General features: G+C 46.5%; 21 protein-coding genes. 9 read left to right on the forward strand and 12 right to left on the reverse strand.

Annotation, left to right across the window (positions count from 1 at the left end; genetic code table 11):
- Positions 1-16: 16 nt before the first annotated feature.
- The 4 genes from BP95_RS0121000 to BP95_RS0121015 form a co-directional block, all read right to left on the reverse strand.
- Complete coding sequence (locus tag BP95_RS0121000) at positions 17-1,102, reverse strand: sensor histidine kinase (RefSeq protein WP_197035308.1); 1,086 nt, start codon at positions 1,100-1,102, stop codon at positions 17-19.
- Positions 1,099-1,803: a response regulator transcription factor gene (locus BP95_RS0121005; RefSeq protein WP_021253032.1), complete on the reverse strand. Its 705-nt coding sequence runs from the start codon at positions 1,801-1,803 to the stop codon at positions 1,099-1,101. The genes BP95_RS0121000 and BP95_RS0121005 overlap by 4 nt, the downstream gene beginning before the upstream one ends.
- Before the next feature lie 232 nt (positions 1,804-2,035).
- Positions 2,036-2,896: a DegV family protein gene (locus tag BP95_RS0121010; protein ID WP_021253033.1), complete on the reverse strand. Its 861-nt coding sequence runs from the start codon at positions 2,894-2,896 to the stop codon at positions 2,036-2,038.
- A gap of 178 nt (positions 2,897-3,074) precedes the next feature.
- The gene (locus BP95_RS0121015; RefSeq protein ID WP_028533144.1) at positions 3,075-3,449 is read right to left on the reverse strand and encodes a winged helix-turn-helix transcriptional regulator; all 375 of its coding nucleotides are present in this window, start codon (positions 3,447-3,449) and stop codon (positions 3,075-3,077) included.
- A 230-nt stretch (positions 3,450-3,679) separates the two neighbouring features.
- Here BP95_RS0121015 and BP95_RS31065 point away from each other — a divergent pair, with 230 nt between their 5' ends.
- From BP95_RS31065 to BP95_RS33270, 6 genes are all read left to right on the forward strand, one after another.
- Positions 3,680-4,942 carry a CapA family protein gene (locus BP95_RS31065; RefSeq protein ID WP_051614151.1) on the forward strand — a complete coding sequence of 421 codons (1,263 nt, stop codon included), beginning with the start codon at positions 3,680-3,682 and terminating at the stop codon, positions 4,940-4,942.
- Between the two features lie 123 nt (positions 4,943-5,065).
- Complete coding sequence (rbsK, locus tag BP95_RS0121025; RefSeq protein WP_021253036.1) at positions 5,066-5,986, forward strand: ribokinase; 921 nt, start codon at positions 5,066-5,068, stop codon at positions 5,984-5,986.
- A gap of 28 nt (positions 5,987-6,014) precedes the next feature.
- Positions 6,015-7,139, forward strand: a complete 1,125-nt coding sequence (locus BP95_RS0121030) for a GNAT family N-acetyltransferase (RefSeq protein WP_028533145.1) — start codon at positions 6,015-6,017, stop codon at positions 7,137-7,139.
- A gap of 277 nt (positions 7,140-7,416) precedes the next feature.
- Positions 7,417-8,424 (forward strand): LacI family DNA-binding transcriptional regulator, encoded by a 1,008-nt coding sequence (locus tag BP95_RS0121035; protein WP_028533146.1) that lies wholly within the window; start codon positions 7,417-7,419, stop codon positions 8,422-8,424.
- Between the two features lie 291 nt (positions 8,425-8,715).
- A complete protein-coding gene (gene nhaC, locus BP95_RS0121040; RefSeq protein WP_028533147.1) occupies positions 8,716-10,116 on the forward strand; it encodes a Na+/H+ antiporter NhaC in 1,401 nt (466 codons plus the stop codon).
- Positions 10,117-10,656: 540 nt separating this feature from the next.
- Positions 10,657-10,830, forward strand: a complete 174-nt coding sequence (locus tag BP95_RS33270) for a hypothetical protein (RefSeq protein WP_155987320.1) — start codon at positions 10,657-10,659, stop codon at positions 10,828-10,830.
- Between the two features lie 76 nt (positions 10,831-10,906).
- Here the strand turns inward: BP95_RS33270 and BP95_RS0121050 are convergent, their stop codons facing one another.
- The gene (locus tag BP95_RS0121050) at positions 10,907-11,779 is read right to left on the reverse strand and encodes an AraC family transcriptional regulator (RefSeq protein ID WP_021253040.1); all 873 of its coding nucleotides are present in this window, start codon (positions 11,777-11,779) and stop codon (positions 10,907-10,909) included.
- 176 nt (positions 11,780-11,955) lie between these two features.
- On the opposite strand from BP95_RS0121050, the gene BP95_RS0121055 reads away from it, so the two are divergent.
- Positions 11,956-13,254, forward strand: a complete 1,299-nt coding sequence (locus BP95_RS0121055; RefSeq protein WP_021253041.1) for an alpha-glucosidase/alpha-galactosidase — start codon at positions 11,956-11,958, stop codon at positions 13,252-13,254.
- 79 nt (positions 13,255-13,333) lie between these two features.
- On the opposite strand, the gene BP95_RS0121060 is transcribed toward BP95_RS0121055, so the two are convergent.
- Both BP95_RS0121060 and BP95_RS33275 read right to left on the reverse strand, forming a co-directional pair.
- Positions 13,334-14,056, reverse strand: coding sequence for a TerC family protein (locus BP95_RS0121060; RefSeq protein WP_021253042.1), 723 nt, complete (start codon positions 14,054-14,056; stop codon positions 13,334-13,336).
- A 140-nt stretch (positions 14,057-14,196) separates the two neighbouring features.
- Positions 14,197-14,334: a hypothetical protein gene (locus tag BP95_RS33275; RefSeq protein WP_155987322.1), complete on the reverse strand. Its 138-nt coding sequence runs from the start codon at positions 14,332-14,334 to the stop codon at positions 14,197-14,199.
- A gap of 111 nt (positions 14,335-14,445) precedes the next feature.
- Here BP95_RS33275 and msrA point away from each other — a divergent pair, with 111 nt between their 5' ends.
- Positions 14,446-15,432: a peptide-methionine (S)-S-oxide reductase MsrA gene (gene msrA, locus BP95_RS0121065; protein WP_028533149.1), complete on the forward strand. Its 987-nt coding sequence runs from the start codon at positions 14,446-14,448 to the stop codon at positions 15,430-15,432.
- A 61-nt stretch (positions 15,433-15,493) separates the two neighbouring features.
- On the opposite strand, the gene BP95_RS0121070 is transcribed toward msrA, so the two are convergent.
- Positions 15,494-16,366, reverse strand: a complete 873-nt coding sequence (locus tag BP95_RS0121070; RefSeq protein WP_028533150.1) for a protein phosphatase 2C domain-containing protein — start codon at positions 16,364-16,366, stop codon at positions 15,494-15,496.
- Between the two features lie 29 nt (positions 16,367-16,395).
- Positions 16,396-16,971 (reverse strand): hypothetical protein, encoded by a 576-nt coding sequence (locus BP95_RS0121075; protein ID WP_231515153.1) that lies wholly within the window; start codon positions 16,969-16,971, stop codon positions 16,396-16,398.
- 272 nt (positions 16,972-17,243) lie between these two features.
- Between BP95_RS0121075 and BP95_RS0121080 the strand changes: the two genes are divergently transcribed.
- Positions 17,244-18,092 carry a DegV family protein gene (locus BP95_RS0121080; RefSeq protein WP_028533152.1) on the forward strand — a complete coding sequence of 283 codons (849 nt, stop codon included), beginning with the start codon at positions 17,244-17,246 and terminating at the stop codon, positions 18,090-18,092.
- 71 nt (positions 18,093-18,163) lie between these two features.
- On the opposite strand, the gene BP95_RS0121085 is transcribed toward BP95_RS0121080, so the two are convergent.
- From BP95_RS0121085 to BP95_RS0121095, 3 genes are all read right to left on the reverse strand, one after another.
- Complete coding sequence (locus BP95_RS0121085) at positions 18,164-18,772, reverse strand: hypothetical protein (RefSeq protein WP_028533153.1); 609 nt, start codon at positions 18,770-18,772, stop codon at positions 18,164-18,166.
- Positions 18,773-18,834: 62 nt separating this feature from the next.
- Complete coding sequence (locus BP95_RS0121090) at positions 18,835-20,592, reverse strand: sensor histidine kinase (RefSeq protein WP_028533154.1); 1,758 nt, start codon at positions 20,590-20,592, stop codon at positions 18,835-18,837.
- Positions 20,593-20,606: 14 nt separating this feature from the next.
- A complete protein-coding gene (locus BP95_RS0121095) occupies positions 20,607-22,187 on the reverse strand; it encodes a response regulator (RefSeq protein WP_028533155.1) in 1,581 nt (526 codons plus the stop codon).
- Between the last annotated feature and the right edge of the window lie 76 nt (positions 22,188-22,263).

Raw genomic sequence — 22,263 nt, forward strand, 5'->3', positions numbered from 1 at the left:
TCATCGGGTCATGTACTTAGTGCAATCGCTCCAGCAACTGATGGTGCATGGCTCTGGTCTCGAACTTTATCGTTACTGTCGTGCCTTCATTCAGCTTCGATGCAATACTGATTGTGTGTCCCAGCTTGGCGCAAACTTGTCTAACTAAGTAGAGTCCCATACCGGTTGCATCCCCTTCCTTACGGCCATTCTGACCGGTGAAGAATGCATCAAATACACGTGGCAAATCCTCAGGGGCAATACCAATTCCTTCGTCTTGAACATGCAGGAGTATCGAATCACCTTCCCGCTCCACCTTAAACGTCAACGATTTGGAGCCCTCTTTGTCCCTCATATATTTAATCGAATTCGTTACAAGCTGTGTTAAGACGAAGTTCAACCATTTCTCATCACTATCGACAATCACATCATCGGCTTCAATCTTCGGGAAAATTTTATGCTTAATCAGTGATTTTTTATTCTCATTCACAACCTGCCGGATGACCTGCTTCAGATTCAATCCCCCAACATGAAGATCCAGCTCGAACTTGTCCAGTCGTGCCGTGCTCAGCATCATGTCCAGACCTCTCGTAAGACGATCAGCCTCTTCACTCACACTCCGCAGCAGCGACTCAAGCTGAGACTGATCAAGCTCATATACTGGTTGCTGTGTAAGCAAATGAATAACAGACACCGGAGTCTTCATATGATGAACCCATTGGTTCGTAAAGTGAACATGCTTCTCTCGGTCTTTCCGCATCGTAAGCAGTTCGTTCATAAATGAGCGATATTGACGTGATAGAAGCGCATGCATTCGTCTCTGCTCTAATGTGCTTGGATGCTGCAAACAAAGCGTGAAGTCACTATCACTTGCATTCGTCTCTGCATTGTACATTTCCTTGTACCAACGCCGTTGATTCGTATAGTCATAGACTAAACCAATCATAAGAATGAACACAGCAAGTATGAAGATATAGATGAGACTCTCCTTCGCAGCAAATCGCTGCCCAATGCTAAGATCTAGCCACACAACAAGCAAAGCAATCGCTATCGCTAAGAAGCACGTTAAGATAATTACAGTTCGGTCTCTTACATATTGGAGAAAGGTCATTCCCGGCTTCATTCATTCACCCATGTAGCTGACATGCGATACCCTTGGCCGCGCACTGTCTCTATTGCCTTCGCAATTCCGATCTCCTCCATCTTCTTGCGAACGCGGGTAACATTCACGGTTAGCGTATTATCATCGACGAAGTCCACATCATCCCATAACGTCTCCAGCAATGTCTCTCGAGATACGATATAGCCAATCCGTTCCATAAGGCAAGCAACGAGAAGCGCCTCATTTTTCGTCAAGTCCACACGCTTGCCTGACCATTCAAGGGTGTTCTTCGCCCGGTGCAGTGTCAAGCCTTGGACAATCAGCTCTTCACCATTGCCCCCACCATTAGCTGCGTATTCCCCATAGGTTCGGCGCAGAACTCCTTTTACTTTGGCTAGAAGGACGTCGAGATGGAATGGCTTCGTAATAAAGTCATCGCCGCCATTTTCAATCGCCATTACTTGATCCATTTCTCCCGTACGTGCTGAGACGAATATGATGGGTACATTCGTCTCACTGCGGAATTGTCGACACCAATAGAAACCATCGAAGGCCGGCAAATGGATATCTAGCAAAATTAAATCTGGATTGATTTCCAGCATTTCATCCTTTAATTGGCTGAATTTTGTCGCACGAGCTACATTGTAATTGTATTTTTCAAGAGAAGACTGCAAGATCGATGCAATCTTATCATCATCTTCCACGATCATAATTGTATACATAACAATACCCCCAGTTCGCGAACATACTTCTATCTATTTTGTTGCTTTCTTGTTTCCATCATAACATAAACTTCCTTTCATCTAGAAACGAACTATCCACCTGAATGCCTATGTACGCAGATTCAGTAAAGCTGAATCTCTCCATACAATGAACACAACAGAACAAAGCTCCCGCTTCTTAAGACGGGAGCTTATCGATGTGTTCCTTCAATAATTCATACGTTGGAAATATTTACGTTGTCTGTGGCAGTTCTTGATACGTGATGAGTACCCCGCCTTCACCTGCATAGGTGCCGATGACTGGGCCCATATTCACGAACAGAACTTGATCGAAGTGATATTTGTCGAGCAATTCCTTCATAAAGGCCTTGGCCCGCTCTTCACAATTGGAATGTGCAAAGGCAATCCACTCTTTGTCAACGTGGTTCCATGCGTCCCCAACCTTCTCAATCAGTCGGCGGAGCGTTTTCTGTGTACCTCGTATCTTCTCCATCACCTCTATGGAACCCTCTTCGCTTGCCTCCATGAGCAGCTTGATGTTCAACATAGAAGCGACCGTGCCCTTGAACTTGCCCAAGCGTCCGCCACGAATGACATTATCGAGGGTATCCAAGGTGAAGTACGTGCGAGTGTGCTTCACTTGGTGGCTCACGGTATAAGCAACCTCATCAAGTGTCTTCCCCGCTCCAGCCAGCTGTGCCGCACGCACGGCAAGCAAGCCCAGTCCAGCAGATGCTGTCTTCGTATCTATAACTTCAATCCGGTTCGGATGACCTTCTTCCTCGTACATCGTCTTTGCCATTAATGCATGATTGTAAGTGCTGCTTAAGCTAGAGGTCAAGGAAAGGACCAATATATCTTTATCAGTGCCAAGCGATTGATACATATGGTAGAAATCAGCTGGCGACGGACTGGATGTCTTCGGCAGATCCTCCTCCTCTCGCATACGCCCATAGAATTGAGCGGTATCCATATCAGAGGTCAGCACCTCTTGTCCGAAGCGTACATATAGAGGTACTACATGGATGCCGAACTGCTGGACGATCTCTGGAGTCAAGTCTGAACTTCCGTCCGTAATGATGTGAATGGTCATGTCATTCTCCTGTCCTAAAGTAAAAGTAAGTTAGTATCGCTCATTCCGCTTAATTATACGAGCTTGTCCATACGTTTACAACGTCAAAAAGTAGGCAATCTTGTGGACACAGCAAAAATGCCGAGCACTAACCTGCTGTCAAGTTAGGCTCGGCATCCGATGAGCTGTCCACTGCGCATTATTCTTGATCCGAATGCTGTAAGGCAGAGCTGGTCTCATCGCAGCATCCGATTGATTCGTTCACCCACTGCTCCGCCCACTGCCCTATGGCTTCCATTACTGGCTGCAAAGCCAATCCTTTGTCCGTAAGCGTATATTCAATGCGTACAGGCGTCTCTGGATATACATTACGAACTACAATCCCTGCCGCTTCCATGTCTTTCATGCGTTCACTCAACATTTTGTCGCTCATGGTAGGAATGAGTGCGGAAATATCCTTAAAGCGCTTCGGCCCGCTCAATAGCACCTGAATAAGCAGCCCGTTCCAACGCTTTCCCAAAATGCAGAATGCCGCTTCGAATCGGGGACACATTCCCAACTGATCTGATTGCATCCGTTCATCCCTCCTTCTATACTTACAAAATGTAAGCATATTTATTTTACCATAGCTGATTCGAAAAGAAAACGCGACTGACATCATTTATTACAAAATTTAATGGACTTGCAAAGAATCTGCAACTTTTTTGGTACGTACGATCATTATAATAGTATGGTGAAAACTTACAATCCATAATTTATTTAATCCGAAAATATCGGGTACTTGCAGAGCTGAGGAGGCTTCCATTGAATTCATATCGCGAGAGCAGGAAAGAGCGGCATGCCCGCATAAAGAAGCAGAAGGCGCGCAAACTGAAGCAATTAGCCGGGGTGGGATTGCTGGTAATTATCGGCCTTGGCTGCATGCTCGCGCTGACAGTGGCCATGCGCACTGTAGAGAACCAGCCTGATTTGGTTTCTCCACCTAATGAAAGTGTGACTCCTACGTCCCCACTGGAGCCAAATCACGAGCAAAAAAAGAAGAACATTGCAGCAAAGGACGAATCAAGTAAATTTGTGTTGCCTCCTTCGCATGATCCCATCCGAATTGTCTTTGCAGGAGATGCACTCATGGATTGGTCCGTCAAGGAAACCATTCGCAAAAAAGGACCTGATTATCCATTTGAATACGTCAAGGACGAGGTCAGCAGCGCTGATTTTGCAGTTGTAAATCTGGAGACAGCTATCACACACCATACCGAGAAGGATACGAATCAACTGTATAATTTCAAGTCCGATCCGGAATCCTTGCAAGGAATTAAAAATACCGGGTTTGATCTGGTTACGATCGCTAACAATCACACCCTCGATTTTAAACAGAAGGGATTTCTCGACACACTATCATACTTGGAGCAATATGACATCCCCTATGTAGGCGGCGGAAGAAATAAAGAAGAAGCGTATCGGGCGCATACGGTGAAGATTAAGGGTCAAACAATTAAGATCCTCGCCTTCTCCCGATTTATCCCTCAAACGTATTGGTTCGCCGGAGAGAAGCGGCCAGGAATTGCGGAAGCATATAATAAATCAAGTGTTCTCCCTGTTATCAAAAGAGAACGTAAAGACTGTGATTACTTGCTTGTGTATCTCCATTGGGGGGTTGAGAAAAGTCATCGTCCAGAACCTTGGCAGCGTACCTATGCACGTGAAATCATTGATGCTGGTGCAGATGCCATCATCGGCAGTCATGTCCATGTTCTGCAGGGATTCGAATTTTATAAGGGCAAACCAATTGCTTATTCGATCGGCAACTTCTTATTTCCAGATTATGTGCGAGGAGACAAAGCGGATACAGGGCTGTTGAATCTAACGCTGGATCAAGGAGATATCTCAATGCACTTCACCCCTTACTTCATCTATAAAGACCAAATAATTAAGAAAGATGAGGCTTATGATCGAAAGCAATTAAAGTATTTGGAATCCATCTCGTTTGATGTTAAAATGGACGGCAAACAGGTACGGGATGCAGTGAAGGCAAATGGGCGCGCAACTGCTCCGCCAACACGCTAACCATGCTAGATATGCCGACATCTCGGTCATAAGACGCGAACCTGTACGCAGGATTCGCGTCTTATTGTATGTAAGGCATAATGCCGCAGCATACACAGCAAGCAAGAGGAAGGAAGATGTAATGTGACACAGCCAAAAATAACAATCATCGGAAGCTTGAACATGGATCTCGTAACTGTCACCTCCACAGTGCCAGCACAAGGTGAAACGGTAACTGGTCAATCGTTCGCGACCATGTACGGAGGGAAGGGCGCCAACCAAGCGGTAGCCTGCGCACGTCTAGGGGCTGATGTCAGCTTCATCGGATGTGTCGGTAATGACACATTCGGCACAATGATGTTAGATAACTTGAATCGTGAAGGCATACATACTGAAGCTGTTGAAGTACTTCGTGATGTATCTTCAGGAACCGCTTCCATTATTGTGAAGGATGGAGATAATCGCATTATTGTTGTACCGGGTGCAAATGCACAGGTAACAGCTGAACGAGTTCGCGAACACGCCGATGTCATTCGCCAATCGGACATCATCGTTCTGCAGCTTGAAATTCCTCTTCCTTCGGTACGAGCTGCCATCGAGATCGCGGCTGAGTCAGCAATCCCTGTCATCCTTAATCCAGCGCCAGCAATGGAACTGGATCATCAATTGCTCAGCCAAGTCACTGTGCTCACGCCGAATGAGTATGAGCTTGCCGAGCTTCTCGGGCAAGCGGATCAGGCAGGCGCCTTCGATTGGCAATCTGCTCTGCAAGCGATGCCAGGTAAAATCGTGTTAACCAAAGGGGCTGATGGAGCCTATTGGTCAGACGCCAAGGGACAACTTCACCATAGTCCAAGCCACCGGGTCGACGTTGTTGATACTACGGGAGCTGGTGACACATTCAACGGCGCTCTGGCCGTAATGCTTGCGGAAGGCCGCTCTATGGAGGAAGCAATTCCGTTCGCGACAGCCGCAGGGGCATTGTCTGTGACCGTATTCGGCGCGCAGGGAGGAATGCCGACTCGAGAGCAATTGACGCATTGGATCGCGCAGCACCAAGAGTAATAGCCCATTTATAAGGAGGAAGCAATATATGGCAACGATTCGCATGCTGCAGGCACTTGATTATGATGCTGCAGCCAGATTGTCTGATGACGTGTTTCGCAATGAAAAGCAGATGTCGATGGCACATAGTTTTTCGTACTTGTTCTCCCCTATTACCGCTCACTCATTTGGTGCGTTTGAGGACGGGGAACTGCTCGCACATATGGGATTGCTTCCATCGGTTGTCCGTATCGGACGATCTCGACTACCTGTATTCTCACTCGGCTCGGTATGCACATCCGAGGCTGCTCGCGGCAAAGGATTCGGTACGGATCTGCTGCACAAGGTTCAAGATCATGTTGCTTCTACAGGCGGAGTGATGATGTTCGTGTCCGGAGGACGATCGCTCTATACTCGCAATCGTTGTTATCCCTTCGGTCAAACACAGATTTATACGGTTACCGCAGATGCAAATGTTGCTGAAGAAGCGGGTGTTACAGCTCGCGTTCTTACTGAGAATGACTGTTTTGCTTGGTATGAACTTGCGCAGCAACGAGAAACTGCTTTTGACTTAAGCTTATGGGATATGCACGGACTTGAGCATGGCGGTGCATTCGCTTCCTGCGTCATGATGAAGCCTAAGGTATACGTACTGGAACGCAACGGTCACATTACTGCATACATCTATATCCTGTTCCCTTCTGCCAACCAGCAGGATGCTGCACCTCGTGTATATGAGTATGGCGGCGCCGCTGAAGAGGTTGTATACTTGCTGCAGCTTGTAATGAAACAGAAGCAAATCACTGCTTCCCAACTGTACGTACCATGGCAGGATACGGAAGTCAGCACTTGTCTGCATGGCTATTCTTCGGAAGAGGAGCCAAACCAAGGGACGTTGTATGTTCCGAGCATGGAGCGACTATTCCGCTATATGCAGAACTGGTGGAGTGATCAAGGTGCGCTGGCCGTGCATATTCAAGTTACGGAGCTTGAAGGCGGTACTGTTCGCCTTGAGTATCCAGATGCAGCGTCAGTTGAACTTACTGAGAGTCAATTGTTCTCCCTGCTATTCGATCCGAAGGCAACTGACATTCTCCCTCCTGAATGGCCTTCTGCCGAGCAATTGAAGATCACAATACCACTTCCTTATACGATCGGACTTTTTTACGTATAACTTAATGTTCTTATCATCATTCCTTCTATCGCAGTTGTACTGCTTCAAAGCGCACTAAAATTAGTGCGCTTTTACTTTTGAAGTATACAAAGTTCCACACTGTTTCGCCTTGCCCCAAGCTTTCCTCTTGATGTGAACCTGAATTTTCGCATACAATGAACAAAAGTAGTAGGATATAATCAGAAGGTGAATCCTAGAAATGATTACCCCTTATACTTCCAAGTATCCACATCCCGATGCAGCCTTCTTTTAATTTGTATAATAGGAGCATTTTCATATGGCTACCATTTATGATATTGCGAGACAAGCCAACGTCTCCGCAATGACCGTATCACGCGTCATTAATAATACAGGCAGGGTCAGCGAAAAGACCCGAACCAAAGTTAAGCAAGTGATGGAAGAGATGCAGTACATACCAAATTCGGTTGCTCGCTGTCTCGTCACCCAAGAGAGCAAAATATTATCTCTGCTTATTACAGATATCACGAACCCATTCTTCACAACAATGGCCCGTGGAGCGGAAGATGCCGCCATGCAGCATGGATATCGTCTTATGTTCGGCAATAGTGATGAGAGCTTAGTGAAGGAAAAAGACTATGTTCAAATGATACTGTCCATGCGGGTGGATGGTGTCCTATTTGCGCCCAGTGGAGACCAATCCAAAGAACATCTGGAATGGCTGACAAGACAAAATGTCCCGTTCGTGCTGCTTGATCGTGAGGTTCCAGGGATCGATTGTGATGCAGTACTCGGGGATAGTCGTGGCGGTGCCAAACAGATGGTCAGTGAATTAATCCGGTATGGACATCGACGGATTGCCCTATTGAACGGGTCTGAAGAAGTATCGACCGCCAGGGAGCGCAAAGCAGGCTATATCGCCGCCTTGCAGGAAGCCGGCATCCCATTTGACGAACAACTATGCATGCAGATGGGCTATTTACATGATCGGGATGCGCTCGATTTATCTCATTGGACGGAATTGGAGCCGCAATCTCGCCCTACGGCTATCTTTGCTGCCAACAACATGCTTGCGCTCTCTATCTTTACGGCGCTGAATCGTGTCGGACTGCGAGTTCCGGATGATATCTCGATCGCTTGCTTTGACGATTTTGGGTGGGTAGAAGAAGCGAATCCTTTCTTTTCTGTTGCTTCACAGCCTGCATATCAATTTGGAGAGACCGGAATGCAGCTGCTGCTTGAACGAATCAAGGATCGGGATCAAGCCTCCCGCCGAATTATTTTACCCTGCCAAGTCCACATGCGGCAATCTGTACGACAGCTATAGAACCATAATAACCTCGAGCACGTTCACGGCCTGTTCGAACGGGATTTCATCCCTGTTCAGAACAGGCCGTTCTTTTTTGTCCAGTGAATACCACGAAGCTGCCCCAATCGTGTTCCTTGCCTCTTTCTCCGACTCTAATGTATTTTCTTACCTGTAGACCTAGTAAATCAAGCGTACTAGAATAGAAACATTGACGCTTCTCTTGCTTTTATGCATAAAAGCGTGTAAGTGTAAAAGCATCTATCCGATCTTTACATACTAAAAACGTTACCATCAAGGAGTTGAATAACTATGAATACGAATGATGAACAATCAGTCAAGCAGCCACTCCGCTTCGTGCAGAGTGTTACCATCTTTGCGGTCATCATCGCCATTTTACTGCTTACAATACTTGGCTGGGGTGCACAGCCGCACATCCCACTGCTAACAGCAACTGTTGCCGCAGGCTGTCTGCTCTTGCTGTTCGGACAATCGTGGAATCTAGTAGAACGAGCATTGATTAAGGGACTTCAAGCTTCTGTTATGCCTGCCTTGCTCCTATCTCTTATCGGAATCCTGATTGCAGTATGGATGATGAGCGGGACAGTTCCTACGCTACTCGTATATGGAACCTCCTGGTTTCAGCCTCAATGGTTCACGATTAGCGCTCTGCTGCTTACGGTTATCGTCTCGATGTTTGTCGGCAGCTCAGTGACGACAGTCGGAACTTTCGGCGTAGCCTTGATAGGCATGTCGGATTCCATGGGCGTCCATCCCGCAATCGTAGCAGGGGCTGTCGTGTCTGGTGCCTGCTTCGGGGATAAGATGTCTCCGCTCTCCGATACGACGAATTTCGCATCTGCCGTTGCACGTGTCAGTATGCCTGATCATATTCGCAACATGACGAAGACGACCGTACCCGCATTTCTTATTACCTGCATCGCCTTTTTATTTTTCGGTTCTTCCGCTCAATCCAATATGGATCAATTGCTGTCGATGCAGCAGGATATCCGCAGTGTATTTCATATTCATCCGCTAACTTTACTGCCGCTTGCTGTCGTGCTTATCGCTGCATTTAAGCGATTGCCAATCATCATTACGATGCTGCTCGGTATTGGATCGGGTCTGCTAGTTACTGCGCTCATTCAAGGAGACGTAAATGTTCCACAATGGATGGAAGTGATGCAGGGAGGATTCCAAGGGTCATTCCAGATGGAGGAAGTAAGCCGCATCGTGAACCGAGGTGGCCTTCAGTCTATGACTTGGGCAATATCGCTCATTGCGATTGCCTTCGCTCTGGGAGGATTGCTGCAGCATGCAGGCATCATTGAAACAATGTTCAATCGTCTGATTGCACCTGTGAAGACCAAGGAAGGACTTGTTGTCACAAGCGGACTTAGTTCAATCGGGGTGAACATGATTACAGGGGAACAATACATGTCGATTCTGATTCCGGGCCAATTGTTCGAATCCGAATATGATAAGCGCGGCATTCCACGACTCACCTTATCTCGTACATTGGAGGATTGCGGAACATTAGTGAATCCGCTTATTCCTTGGGGGGTCAGCGGTGCAATGATGACAAGCGCTCTTGGTCTTACCGTACTGGATTACATGCCATATGCTTTCTTCCTGTGGGTATCCCCACTGGTTACATTTGCTTTTGCACTATTGCCCGGGTTAAAACGTGTGACACTCGGTAATTCACAATAGCAACTTCATTGCAGGTCATCAGTCGCAACGAGATGATGACTAAGCGGTAGGATACAGAAGATCCTATTGCTTCTTCCAATCCAGTTATGATACTGTCTTCTTAACTAGTCATGGATCATGGAGTGGAAGGAGGGGATAAGATGCGCGTTATACATGCCCGCATGCCAAGGTATATATTGCTTGTACTTAGTGTGCTTGCTATCGTATGTACAGCACTTACCCCTCTTGCTTCGAATGAAACGATGTTCATGCATCCTGATGAATCCGCATTTACGTATCCCGAGCATGTAAGCTCTGTAGTAGGCATTCATCAGGTTCAGTCTATTAAGCATTTTTCCATGCCTTTGTGGTTCATCTTATTCATTCTCTATATCGCGATCGCCCTCTTGAGGAGCCGGCTGCCCAGTTACAGATTTGATACGCCGTATATGATTTTACTGCGCAGTCAATTCTTGAGGCCTCTCAAATTCACTTCTAGGTTCGTGGCTCGTCCCCTCGCCTGTACAACTCAACAATCACTTACAGACGAGGAGAATAACAATGACCACAACGAACACGAACACGGAGAAACAAATGAAGCAAGAGAGCGGGCCTTCCGGCAAAGAGCAAGCATTGAAAACAGATATACAGGTTCTTAATCGGGATTTGAAGCATATGATATGGTTTATTATCCTGTCAGCGGTAGTCATTACCGCACTTTATTTTCTCATGTAACGAACGAACTACAAGCATCCCATTCAGCAGAGGCTGTGTGGGATGCTTTTTTATGGATCCCATCACGAAAGCGCATTCAAAAATATAGACACCCTGACGGCTTTCCACTCTGCATCTCAGTTCGATGTGAGGAAGGAGAGTGTGAATACCATTTTTTATACAATTTCGAGAAATAAAGAGCATCTTCGTAGCCGACAGCCGCAGCAATTTGCTCGATTGTTAACCTTGTCGTCATCAGCAATGTTTTGGCGCGCTCCATCCGGATGCGCAGCAAAAACTGCATAGGCGATTCCCCCATTTGTTTGCGAAACATCTTCGATAAATAGGTGCGGTGATAGCCTAGCGTATGTGCAAGTTCGTCTATGGATATGGATTTATCAAACTGCAGCGACAGCCAGCGAGCTGCTTGTTCTACCTGACGTTCGATATCGGAGCGTTTATCATCGTTATTCGCATCAGAACCCTTGTCAGTAGTACGTGCATATTCAGCAAGAACAACACGCATATAGCCCTCAGCTTCCATGTCCCCAGCACTGCCTCCTATTTGAAGTGCTTTATATACATTCCGGAACAACGCCTCTACTCGATGTATGCGATAGCCTTGAACAATTGGTGCATGCGGCCCAATGCCGATTATCGCCAACAGCTGTTCGACACCGCTGCCGCGATATCCTATCCAGCGGTACTGCCAAGGATCTGCTTCATCAGCTACATAATGATGAAGCTCCCCCGGGAAGATGAAGAAGCTCTCTCCTGCCCCAACTTCATAGGTTACCCCTCTAATCGTAAATTTCCCTCTGCCAGACTGTACACAATGCACGATCCCGTAATCATGAACGCTAGGACCTACGTGGTGCAGAGGTTCCGTGATTGATTGGCCGCAGAACAATACGGACAGTTCTCCCTTGGAAGGTGCTTCATTAATTGCGAGATTTGCTCGTTCACCCATCCGGTTCCCTCCTAACTGACAACAATCCTCCATATTCACATTCGTTTTCCCCATACCAAGCCTTAATCGATTCAGATACATTAATTGTACAACAATCATTTCCAAGTTGCATCACACCATGCCGATGTTCCCTTACATTTCATGACAGCAGCTCGGAACGAAAGGAGACAAGATGTATGAGTAAAATTACATTTCTCGGAGCAGGAAGCACCGTATTTGCCAAAAACGTATTAGGTGACTGCATGCTCACTCCATCACTGCAAGGATTTGAGCTTGCCTTGTTCGATATTGACCACGAGCGTCTTCGTGATTCCGAGAGCATGTTGACCAACATGCTTGGAACGACTGGCAGCACCTTCCGAGTTGTTGCCTACACAGACCGCAAAGAGGCACTGCGCGGCGCTAAATATGTAGTGAATGCGATTCAAGTTGGCGGGTACGATCCATGTACAATTACAGACTTCGAAATTCCGAAGAAGTATGGCCTTCGCCAAACCATTGCAGATACGCTCGGAATTGGGGGTATCTTCCGCAATCTGAGAACGATCCCTGTCATGCTTGATTTCGCCAATGATATGCAGGAAGTATGCCCAGATGCTTGGTTCCTGAACTATACAAATCCAATGGCCGTGTTGACCAATGTGATGAACACATATGGCGGGATCAAAACAGTAGGACTCTGTCATAGTGTTCAAGTATGCGTACCTTGGCTGTTCCATGATCTTGGCATCGACAGTGAAGGTGTAAGTGCGAAGATTGCAGGCATTAATCACATGGCGTGGCTGCTCGAGGTAACTCGCAACGGCGAGGACTTATATCCAGAAATTAAACGCCTTGCCTTGGAGAAACAAAAGACAAAGCATACCGACATGGTACGTTACGAACTTATGTTCAAATTCGGCTATTACGTGACGGAATCCTCCGAGCATAACGCTGAATACCATCCATACTTCATTAAGAAACAGTATCCAGAACTGATCGAGAAGTATAACATTCCTCTTGATGAATACCCTCGACGCTGCATCAACCAAATTGAAGGTTGGAAAAATATGCGTGAACAGCTCGTCAATAACCAGCATATCGAACACCACCGTACCCATGAATATGCCTCATATATTTTCGATGCTATGGAAACAGGAACACCATTCAAACTAGGTGGTAACGTTATGAATACGGGACTTATCACCAATTTGCCGCGCAATGCATGTGTTGAGGTTCCATGCTTCGTTGATCGCAACGGAGTTACGCCTACCTATGTTGGCGATCTGCCGCCACAGCTTGCAGCGTTGAACCTCACGAATATCAATACTCAGCTTCTTACGATCGAAGCTGCAATTACAGGGAAGAAGGAGCACATCTACCACGCGGCCATGCTCGATCCGCATACGGCAGCAGAGCTTAGTCTGGATGATATCGTCTCCTTATGCGATGATCTGATCGAGGCTCACGGAGATTGGCTTCCGAAGTTCGTATAGGGAAGAACTCATGCAAAAGCGGTACAGTTGTTCGACAACTGTACCGCTTTTTCTACTGCTATATCTTGATGACCGTACATTATTCCCCTTGTGCGCGTTTATGCACTTGTGATGCCTGCGCTGCTTTCTTGGCCTGCTGGCTTCGTTTAATGGACAATCCAGCTGCCACGACAACGATCACCAGTGCGATCTCAAATCCATACTTGATGAATGGATTCGAGAAGAGACCGGCTAGCGAATCGAACTTCATGAACTCACCGACGAACATTTTTGCTGCGGTCCACGCTAGCACCGCTGATCCGATGATAATAATGATCGGGTAGCGCTCGATGAATTTCAGTACAATTGTGCTTCCCCACACGACAATAGGGACGGAAATTGCAAGTCCCAGTACGACTAGCAATCCATGTCCATTCGCCGCACCCGCTACAGCTAGCACATTATCGAGCCCCATCGCTGCATCCGCAATAATAATCGTTCGAACTGCCGCCCAGAAGCTGCCTCCCGCCTGCACATTATGCTCTTTTTCTTCGACCATGAGCTTGATCGCAATCCATATGAGCACGGCTCCGCCAATCACGAGCAAGAACGGAATTTTGAGCAGCCATACAACCCCTAAAGTGGCCAGCGCTCGAATGATTACTGCTCCGATTGTACCGAAGATGATAACTTTCTTCTGATCTTGCTTCGGTAGGTTGCGAGCCGCTAAACCGATAACAATCGCGTTATCTCCTGCTAACACCAAGTCAATGACGACAATGGACAGCAGCGTGGTCCAGAACTCTAATGAAAATAGCTCCATTGATAGTTCCCCCTTGACGTTAGTATGTATAAATACTGTAAAAAACATGAACGCCGCTACCACGATCGTGGTAACGGCGTTCCGATCAGAAAGAGACCTTCACCAACGCAACCATCGTGGCAAAGGTCTCGCAAACAACGTTATACGTTGCCAGTAGCGCCGAGGATGCGCGTTGTGGCGTATCCCGTAATGACGACGGTTACTGTGCTAGCTACTCCCCTTTGGAGTATTCGTTTTTTCAGTGAACTAATCATAACACCGGTAATCGAATTGTTCAACCATCATTTCTCTCTATTTTCTCGCTCTATTACAGATCTGGCGTTGTTCGAATGATAACAATTGGGTATGATGAAGATATACGTATTTAATCATAAGGAGGCTTCCCCATCGTGAGCAAAGAACTATCCAATCATCATCCTTCACTTGAAAAAGCAACCTTTGCCGGTGGCTGCTTCTGGTGTATGGTCACGCCGTTCGAAGAGCTTCCTGGCATCCATTCGATTGTGTCTGGCTATACAGGAGGACACACTGACAGTCCTACATACGAAGAAGTATGCTCAGAGACAACCGGGCATGCCGAAGCCGTCCAAATTACATTCGACCCTGCCCTATTCCCTTATAAGAAGCTGCTCGAGCTATTCTGGCAGCAAATTGATCCTACAGATGAAGGCGGACAGTTCCATGATCGCGGTTCGTCTTATCGAACAGCTGTCTTCTATCACAATGAGGAACAACATCAGCTTGCACTGCAATCCAAGCAAGAATTGGAGCAGAGCGGTAGATTCGATAAACCAATTGCTACTGAGATCGTTCCCGCTGGCACGTTCTACCCAGCAGAAGAGCATCATCAAAACTATCATCAGAAGAATCCAGCCCATTACAAGCGCTATCGCTCCGCATCGGGCAGAGATGCCTTCATCGTGAACCATTGGGGAGTCTCCGATGAAGAGCGTACAGCCCTTCAAGGGAAGCTGACGCCAATCCAGTATCGGGTAACCCAGCAGAATGGCACAGAGCCCCCTTTTTCCAATGAATACTGGAACCACGAAGCAGAAGGAATCTATGTGGATATCGTATCTGGTGAGCCGCTCTTCAGTTCGTTGGACAAGTTCGATGCAGGCTGCGGCTGGCCAAGCTTCTCGAAGCCGCTTCGTTCCAATCATGTGGAGAATAAGCTGGACACTTCTCACGGCATGGTTCGTGTGGAAGTAAGGAGCAAACTGGCCGACTCCCATTTAGGACATGTATTCGATGATGGCCCTACCTCAACTGGACTTCGTTATTGCATTAACTCTGCAGCCCTGCGGTTCATTCCGAAGGAGAAGCTGGAGCAAGAAGGATATGGGGAATTCGCATCCATTTTCTCGCACAACTAGGATTCTCTAGTACGAAGGCCCAAATGAGGAACGACCTAACCGTTCTCATTTGGGCCTATATTTAGATTCGATCAATTGTTAACAAAATACCGCTCTTGTCGTCGCACATTTTGAATCGGGGTATTTGATTGCAGTAGGCATCCATCCGTTCACGTGCCTCCAAGGCGGCGGCACATTGCTCCATCCCAGTAGTAATGATGTATTGGAACCACCGCTCCATACTGCTCTGTTCCTCATCAACACGCCAAGGATAAATCCCATCAGATACAAGCAGAATATGCGTAACTCCCTGGAGTGGGAGAGCTCCATATTCCAGGCGATGCTGCACGGCCTCATCTCCATTAAGGACGCTGTAACCGAACTCTGTATTCGCACGGGAACGATTCTGCCTCAGCAGCTGCCGAATCTCTTCTGGCTGCCTATGCTCCCTCCAATCCTCCTCATGCTCCATCCACGCTGACAAGACACGCTCATCGAAGGGGGCAACTCGATCATAAGTTACAGGTCGAACCTCCCCGGATTCATATAGCGCGTATATCATGCAATCGCCCGTCTGCGTCCAATACGCATAATACTCATCAAGCCACACAGCGGCATGAACCGCACCGAACCTTCGTCCTGTATCGTATGGAGCGATGCCGTATAGGCGCATCGTATCATCCAACATCCGATTTGCTTCCAAGAGTCGAGCACGCATCACATCAAGCGGAGAAGCCATAGCTGCTATTGCAGTAGTGATAGATTCCAGACCACGAGCAATACTTATGGCAGCCATCTCTCCTGCCGTATGTCCTTCCTCATCTGTAATCGGCTCTAATCCAGATACACCATCGATGACCGCATATAGCTGCTGTTCGGGAAGTGCAATCATCCGGTCTTCATTTCGTCTGCCCTGCCCCTGTCTCGTTGCTGCATCACAATGAATTCGAATCACTGCTGTTCCCCCTTCAATTGTTCTTACGCTCAGCTACCTGACTTCTGCACCATCTTCGCAGCTTGGCCGAACAAACCCATTAGCATGAACACAACGATAATATATAGCAAGAACATCGGCGCCGCCATTGCGGAGAACACCATCGGTGATGCAAACGCGAATCCGAGCATACTTAATGAACAAGCGAGTGCAACTGTAAAATAGATGGATCGTCTACGGGCCATATGTGCGATGTAGCCCCAGTCACGGCGCAGTGCATATTCGCGCAAACCACTGCACATGAAGGTTACTAGTGTAATGTTCAACCCCGTCTCTGCTATACTGCGAAACACTCCAATCCATGCTCTCGCTTCCGCACTGACTCCGCCTAACAGCATCGGCTGCAGCAGCTCATACACCGCTAGAACGATCAGCGGGATACATACTCGCTTCGCATGCAGAAAGCGATCAGATACGGATATCAATTGTGTTACACCACTAAATACCAAGGCAAAGCCTACGATATCCGGCAGCAGATCAACGCCCCTCGGCGCGTAATCAATAAAAAATAACAAACCCCATTGAATTCGTCTAAATGCCTTTGCTTCCATATTCATCATGTTCATCTTTGTTGTCTGCATGTCCTTTCCGTATGTACTTCCACAAGCAAGCTGTACGCAATCATGAAACAGTTCAGCATGCTGTTATCTTGCTTCAGTATAACGTGACGTCTTAAGCGAACGCAATCTCGCGTCCTATTTGGAATATTTTTTCAGCCTATTCACTCAATTCGGATTATGTAAGTCCATTCCTTTTGCAGTATAATGGTTAAATGTCTAGTTGAGTAACATTTCCTTATAGCCTAATAGAAGCTACATACCTTTCAGGAGGAAGCATAATGAATCACATTAAAATATTTTCGGACAGCACATGCGATTTGCCGAAATCACTACTTGAACGTTATGACATTGGCATTATCCCTTTATATGTTACTTTCGGTGACGACGCTTATCGTGATGGAGTGGATATGACCCCTCCGGAATTGTACAAGCGTGTAGATGCATGCGGCAAGCTGCCGAAGACATCTTCGCCATCTCCAGCTGATTTTGTAAAGGCATTTGAGCCATTTGTGAACGAAGGCCGCAAAATTCTGTATATCGGGTTGTCTTCCCACTTATCGTCCACCATTCAGAATGCCATTATTGCCGGGGATATGCTCGGTGAAGGTACTGTAACTGTCATTGACTCCTTAAATTTGTCTACCGGTATCGGGATTCAAGTTCTCAAGGCAGCGATGGCACTGGAATCTGGTTCATCTCTGGAGGAAACTGTAGAGCTTGTTGAGGACGTTCGCGGCAAAATGGAAACCGAGTTCATTATAGATACATTAGATTATCTATATAAGGGCGGACGCTGCAACAGTCTGCAGAACTTGATCGGCAGCCTGCTTCGTATTCGTCCTGTCATTAAAGTTGTCGATGGAAAAATGATTGCGGCCAATAAAATTCGCGGCAAACGCGAGAAAGCACTTGAGCAGTTGAAGCAAAATGCGCTGGATCATGTGGATGAGATGGACAAGGATATCGTATTCGTCACTCATTCCTTATCGCCTGAAGATGCCAATATGATTCAGGCCGAATTGCAAGAGAAGACGGGCGCAAAACATGTGATCCTGTCGGATTGTGGTTGCGTCATCTCCAGCCACTGTGGACCAAACACAATTGGAATCGTATACGCGCGCAAATAAATATACAGCGGCTGACCTCGCCACTAGAGCAAGGTTCAGCCGCTGTATTTATGTAGAGAACGTATCGTATTTTATTGCATTGAACGAGTAAAAAAACGAGCAATCCCACCCGCCCCAACAGCAAGGCAGATCCCAAGAAGCATCTGTACAATCACTTCTATGAACTTGGCGCTGTCATCCGTCCAAGCCCGCTCTGCAAATAAAGCCACTTCTTGATTCGAGAGCATAATCAATAGCTTGATAAATTCCGGGATGCTGTTCACGAGAAGCATAATACCAGCAATACCTAGTCCGATATGAAGGGTGGTGCGAAGCACCGGGTTCGCAGAATGCGTCTGGCTGCGCATCGGAAGGACACTTTTCTCGCCGCTACTCGATACGTCTGTATCTTGTGTCTTCACTAGAGTCACATCACGTAGTTTAGACGGTGCTAGCGCCTTCGATAATGATCCTGCCGTGCACCATAGGATGATTCCTCCTATAAGCGGAACAAGGACAGGAAGGAGCAGTATGACGAAATTGGTGATTACCATATTTTCACTTCCAACCTCCATATGAATCATCGAGGAGATCATATTTACCAGCGCAGCTGCAATCTTCGCCAACTCTAAGAAGGCGGTCACGATCCAATAGAGAGCGCCGAGCCGAACAGCCAAGAAGGCCAATGATCGAGCATTCAATTGATTTTCCTCCATTTCTGAGCATGGATTCATAATCATCTATTATACAGGATGTCTGGCGCTTATTGGGAAGTTATTTGCTCTGATGCCTCAGCTGGTATACGTATGGATACAGATGTGCCAATGCCAAGTCCGCTCACAATCGTTACTCCATACTCTGCACCGTAGTGCAGTTTAATACGTTGATCTACATTACGAATTCCATAGCCTGTATTCACATGGTCTCTTCCATCAAAAATATCATGGATTCGCTGAGCGGTCATACCTACCCCATCATCGATGATCCGGAACAGCAGGTCATCCCCATCCTTCTTTGCTACAATTCGAATGAAGATTCGATCTCCACACCAAGCATGTTCCAATACATTTTCAATAAATGGCTGTACAATCAGCTTTACCGTACGATATGGCCATACAGATGGGTCAATATCGAACATAACATTAATCCGATCGCCGTATTTAATTTTCTGAATATCTACGTAAGCCTGTGCCTGCTCCAACTCATTATGTACCGGTATCATCAGCTTGCCGTTGTTAAGCGCAAGTCGGTAGAACTTAGCCAGCCCTAATACCATCTGCTGCAGCTTCTCATTCTCCCCGAACTTTGCTAGCCGATTAATGGAGGACAACGTGTTATACAGGAAATGCGGATTGATTTGCGACTGCAGCATCTCCAATTCCGCTTCCTTCTTCTGCAGCTGCGTCAAATATACTTCCTTAATTAGCGCCTCAACATTTTCGCCCATATTATTCAATGCGGTAGCAATTTGAGAAAATTCGTCTTTGCCCCGATAGGAAATTCGTTTGTGCAGATCGCCTTCCCGAAAAGCATTGAGCACGGACACGAACTTCGTAATCCGAATCGAGAAATATCTTGATATGAACACTCCTGCGAATGACAACACAATAAAGCAAATCAAGCAAATAAAAATAACAAACAACCGAACCTTCATCGAATCTTCCTGTATGATGGAGAGAGGCACATGAGCGACCAGCTTCCAAGATTGCTTCCCTACCGTCTCTTGGATCGTCAAATAGTTGCTCTGCGTATCCGCTTCATTAGCAGGCAACTTGCCAGACTGATAGATGCTTCTCCCCTGTTCATCCACTAGGTAGATTACGCTGTCATTTCCAATCTTCGAATAATTAATACTATCGAACAGCTCCGAGATCGCAACATTAATGCGCAAAAATCCAACTTCTTGCAGCTTCAGAGGATTATTGGTGTCCACAAGCCGACGCAGCAGGGAAATTCGACTATTCTCCGCATCACGCTCAATTTGGCTCCACTTCATTGTGATGCTGTACTTCTCGGGTGGAAAGCTCTTATACCAATCCTTATCTGTAATTCGATTCAAATGATAAATTTCATACGGCCAGTTATAATCCGTAGGATTCTCTTTCCCAAATGTACTGTGATGGATCTCATTTATGGATTCATTACGAAAAAAAACAGAAATCCACAGCTTCATTCCAGTTGCCGAAGATGCCGCTTCTATCTTAGGAATAACATACTTCGTAATGCGATCATAATTTTCCCAGCCTTCCTCGTAGCTGCGCAAATATCGATACAGCTCATAGTCGCCGTACAATATAGAAGATATGCGAATTATATCCTGCATCTTATATTCAATATTATCGCGAATCTGCAGCAGTGTTCCTTGTATATTGTTCCGTGTATGCTTGCGAATCGATTGATCATACATGGAATGAGAGACAAGTCCTATGACTAATACAGGAACAATGATGAAAACCATATAAGTCAGCATGAGTTTGTAGCCAATCGGCAAATAGCGGAACTTCGATCGCTGTTCGTTCATTGACTTCTCCCCTATCATGTTTCCCGCTTGCGATATTCCATCGGGGTCATGCCGTATGCTTCCTTGAATTGTCTGCTAAAATAGGGAAGGTATCGATAGCCTACCTGATTCGCAATTTCATAAATTTTGATGGAGCTCTCATGGAGCAGCTCGCGTGCCCGCTCCATACGAAGCTGTATAAGGACTTCACTGAACGATTTCCCAGTCTCCTCCCTGAACATGTACCCCAAGTAGTTCGGTGAGAATGAGAATTGATTCGCCACGTCCTTCAGTGTAATGTTCTCGCTCATTTTATCCTTCATCACTTGAATCATTTCTCGAATGAGCCGATTATTCTTGGAGGTAGATTTGCTGCGCAAATATTCAGATATTTCAAATGTCTTCCTGACGAGCCAGGAGCGAATATCGCTCACCGTATCAAATTGCAGAAGAATATCCAAGTTATGCAGCTCCATACCCAATATATCGAACAGATTCTCATCCTTTGTCTTCAATTGCTCATCCAGCTTCCATATGATGAACATCGCGAGATTATGTACGGTAAACTTAGAACGGAGCATGCTCACAGATTCGAACAGCCTCTCTATCTCATCGTAAATACAAACCAGCTCATATTCCATCAAGGCGTGAAATAGTGCCTCCATACGTTGTTCCAATGTACGCGCATCCATCATTTCGGGCTTCAAACTTACCGCTTCGTAGCGGATAAGCCTCCCTTTGCCAATAAACATTTTGCCATCAACCGCTTTGGTTGCCTGTTGGAACGAGAGATAGAGCTGTTCCAATCCGTTTACTGGTTCCCCTACCCCAACTGTCATCGTAACGGAGAACTGAGTCTCAATCACCTTATATAAATCATCAATGAAAGGGTCTAAATACTGATCATGAATCAGCACCATCATCCGATGAGGCGTCAACTTGCAGCAATGTGGCATATGATGCTTCAATCCAACCTCATTGACCGCATACAGGAATTCCTTCATTGTAACCTCATGTGACAAGCTCGTATGTTCTTGCGTCCAGGTCATATAGTCAAGTTCCATAACAGCAACTCGGACAGGCCAATTCAGTTTGTCAAGCCCATAAGAGGCAACTAGCTTCATCATTCCATCCTGCTGCTCACTTCTCCACTGCCCGTCAACCAACCGCAACAGCAAATCATTCTTCGCCATCGGAATCATATGCTGATAGGCTTCCTCCACATCACGACGCTTCCGGTCATCATCAAGATCCTGCTTCACCTTCTCGAGTGCAGCGATAAGCTCATCATCATTCATCGGCTTGAGTACATAACTGTAGGCCTTCAAAGATAATGCCTGTTTCACATAACTGAAATCTTGGTGACCGCTTACAAAAATAATTCGGATATTGGAATTTACCTCAATCGCCCTGCGGGCCAGCTCCAACCCGGACATATTCGGCATATTAACGTCACTGACGATAATATCGATAGGCGTACTATCAATAATATGACAAGCCTCAAAGGCGTTATTTACCGCTGCTGCAACTTCTAACCCAAGCTCTTCCCAAGGAATGAATTGCTTCATACCTTCCAGATCAAGCATCTCGTCATCAACTAACAACACGTTATACATGAATGAGGCCCCCCAAACGATGCAGTCATACAATTCTCATTCCAGCATTTCCCTAAACAAAGTATAACAAGTTCAA

Origin of the sequence: Paenibacillus sp. UNC217MF, assembly GCF_000686865.1 — a bacterium.
Lineage (GTDB): Bacteria > Bacillota > Bacilli > Paenibacillales > Paenibacillaceae > Paenibacillus_B > Paenibacillus_B suaedae.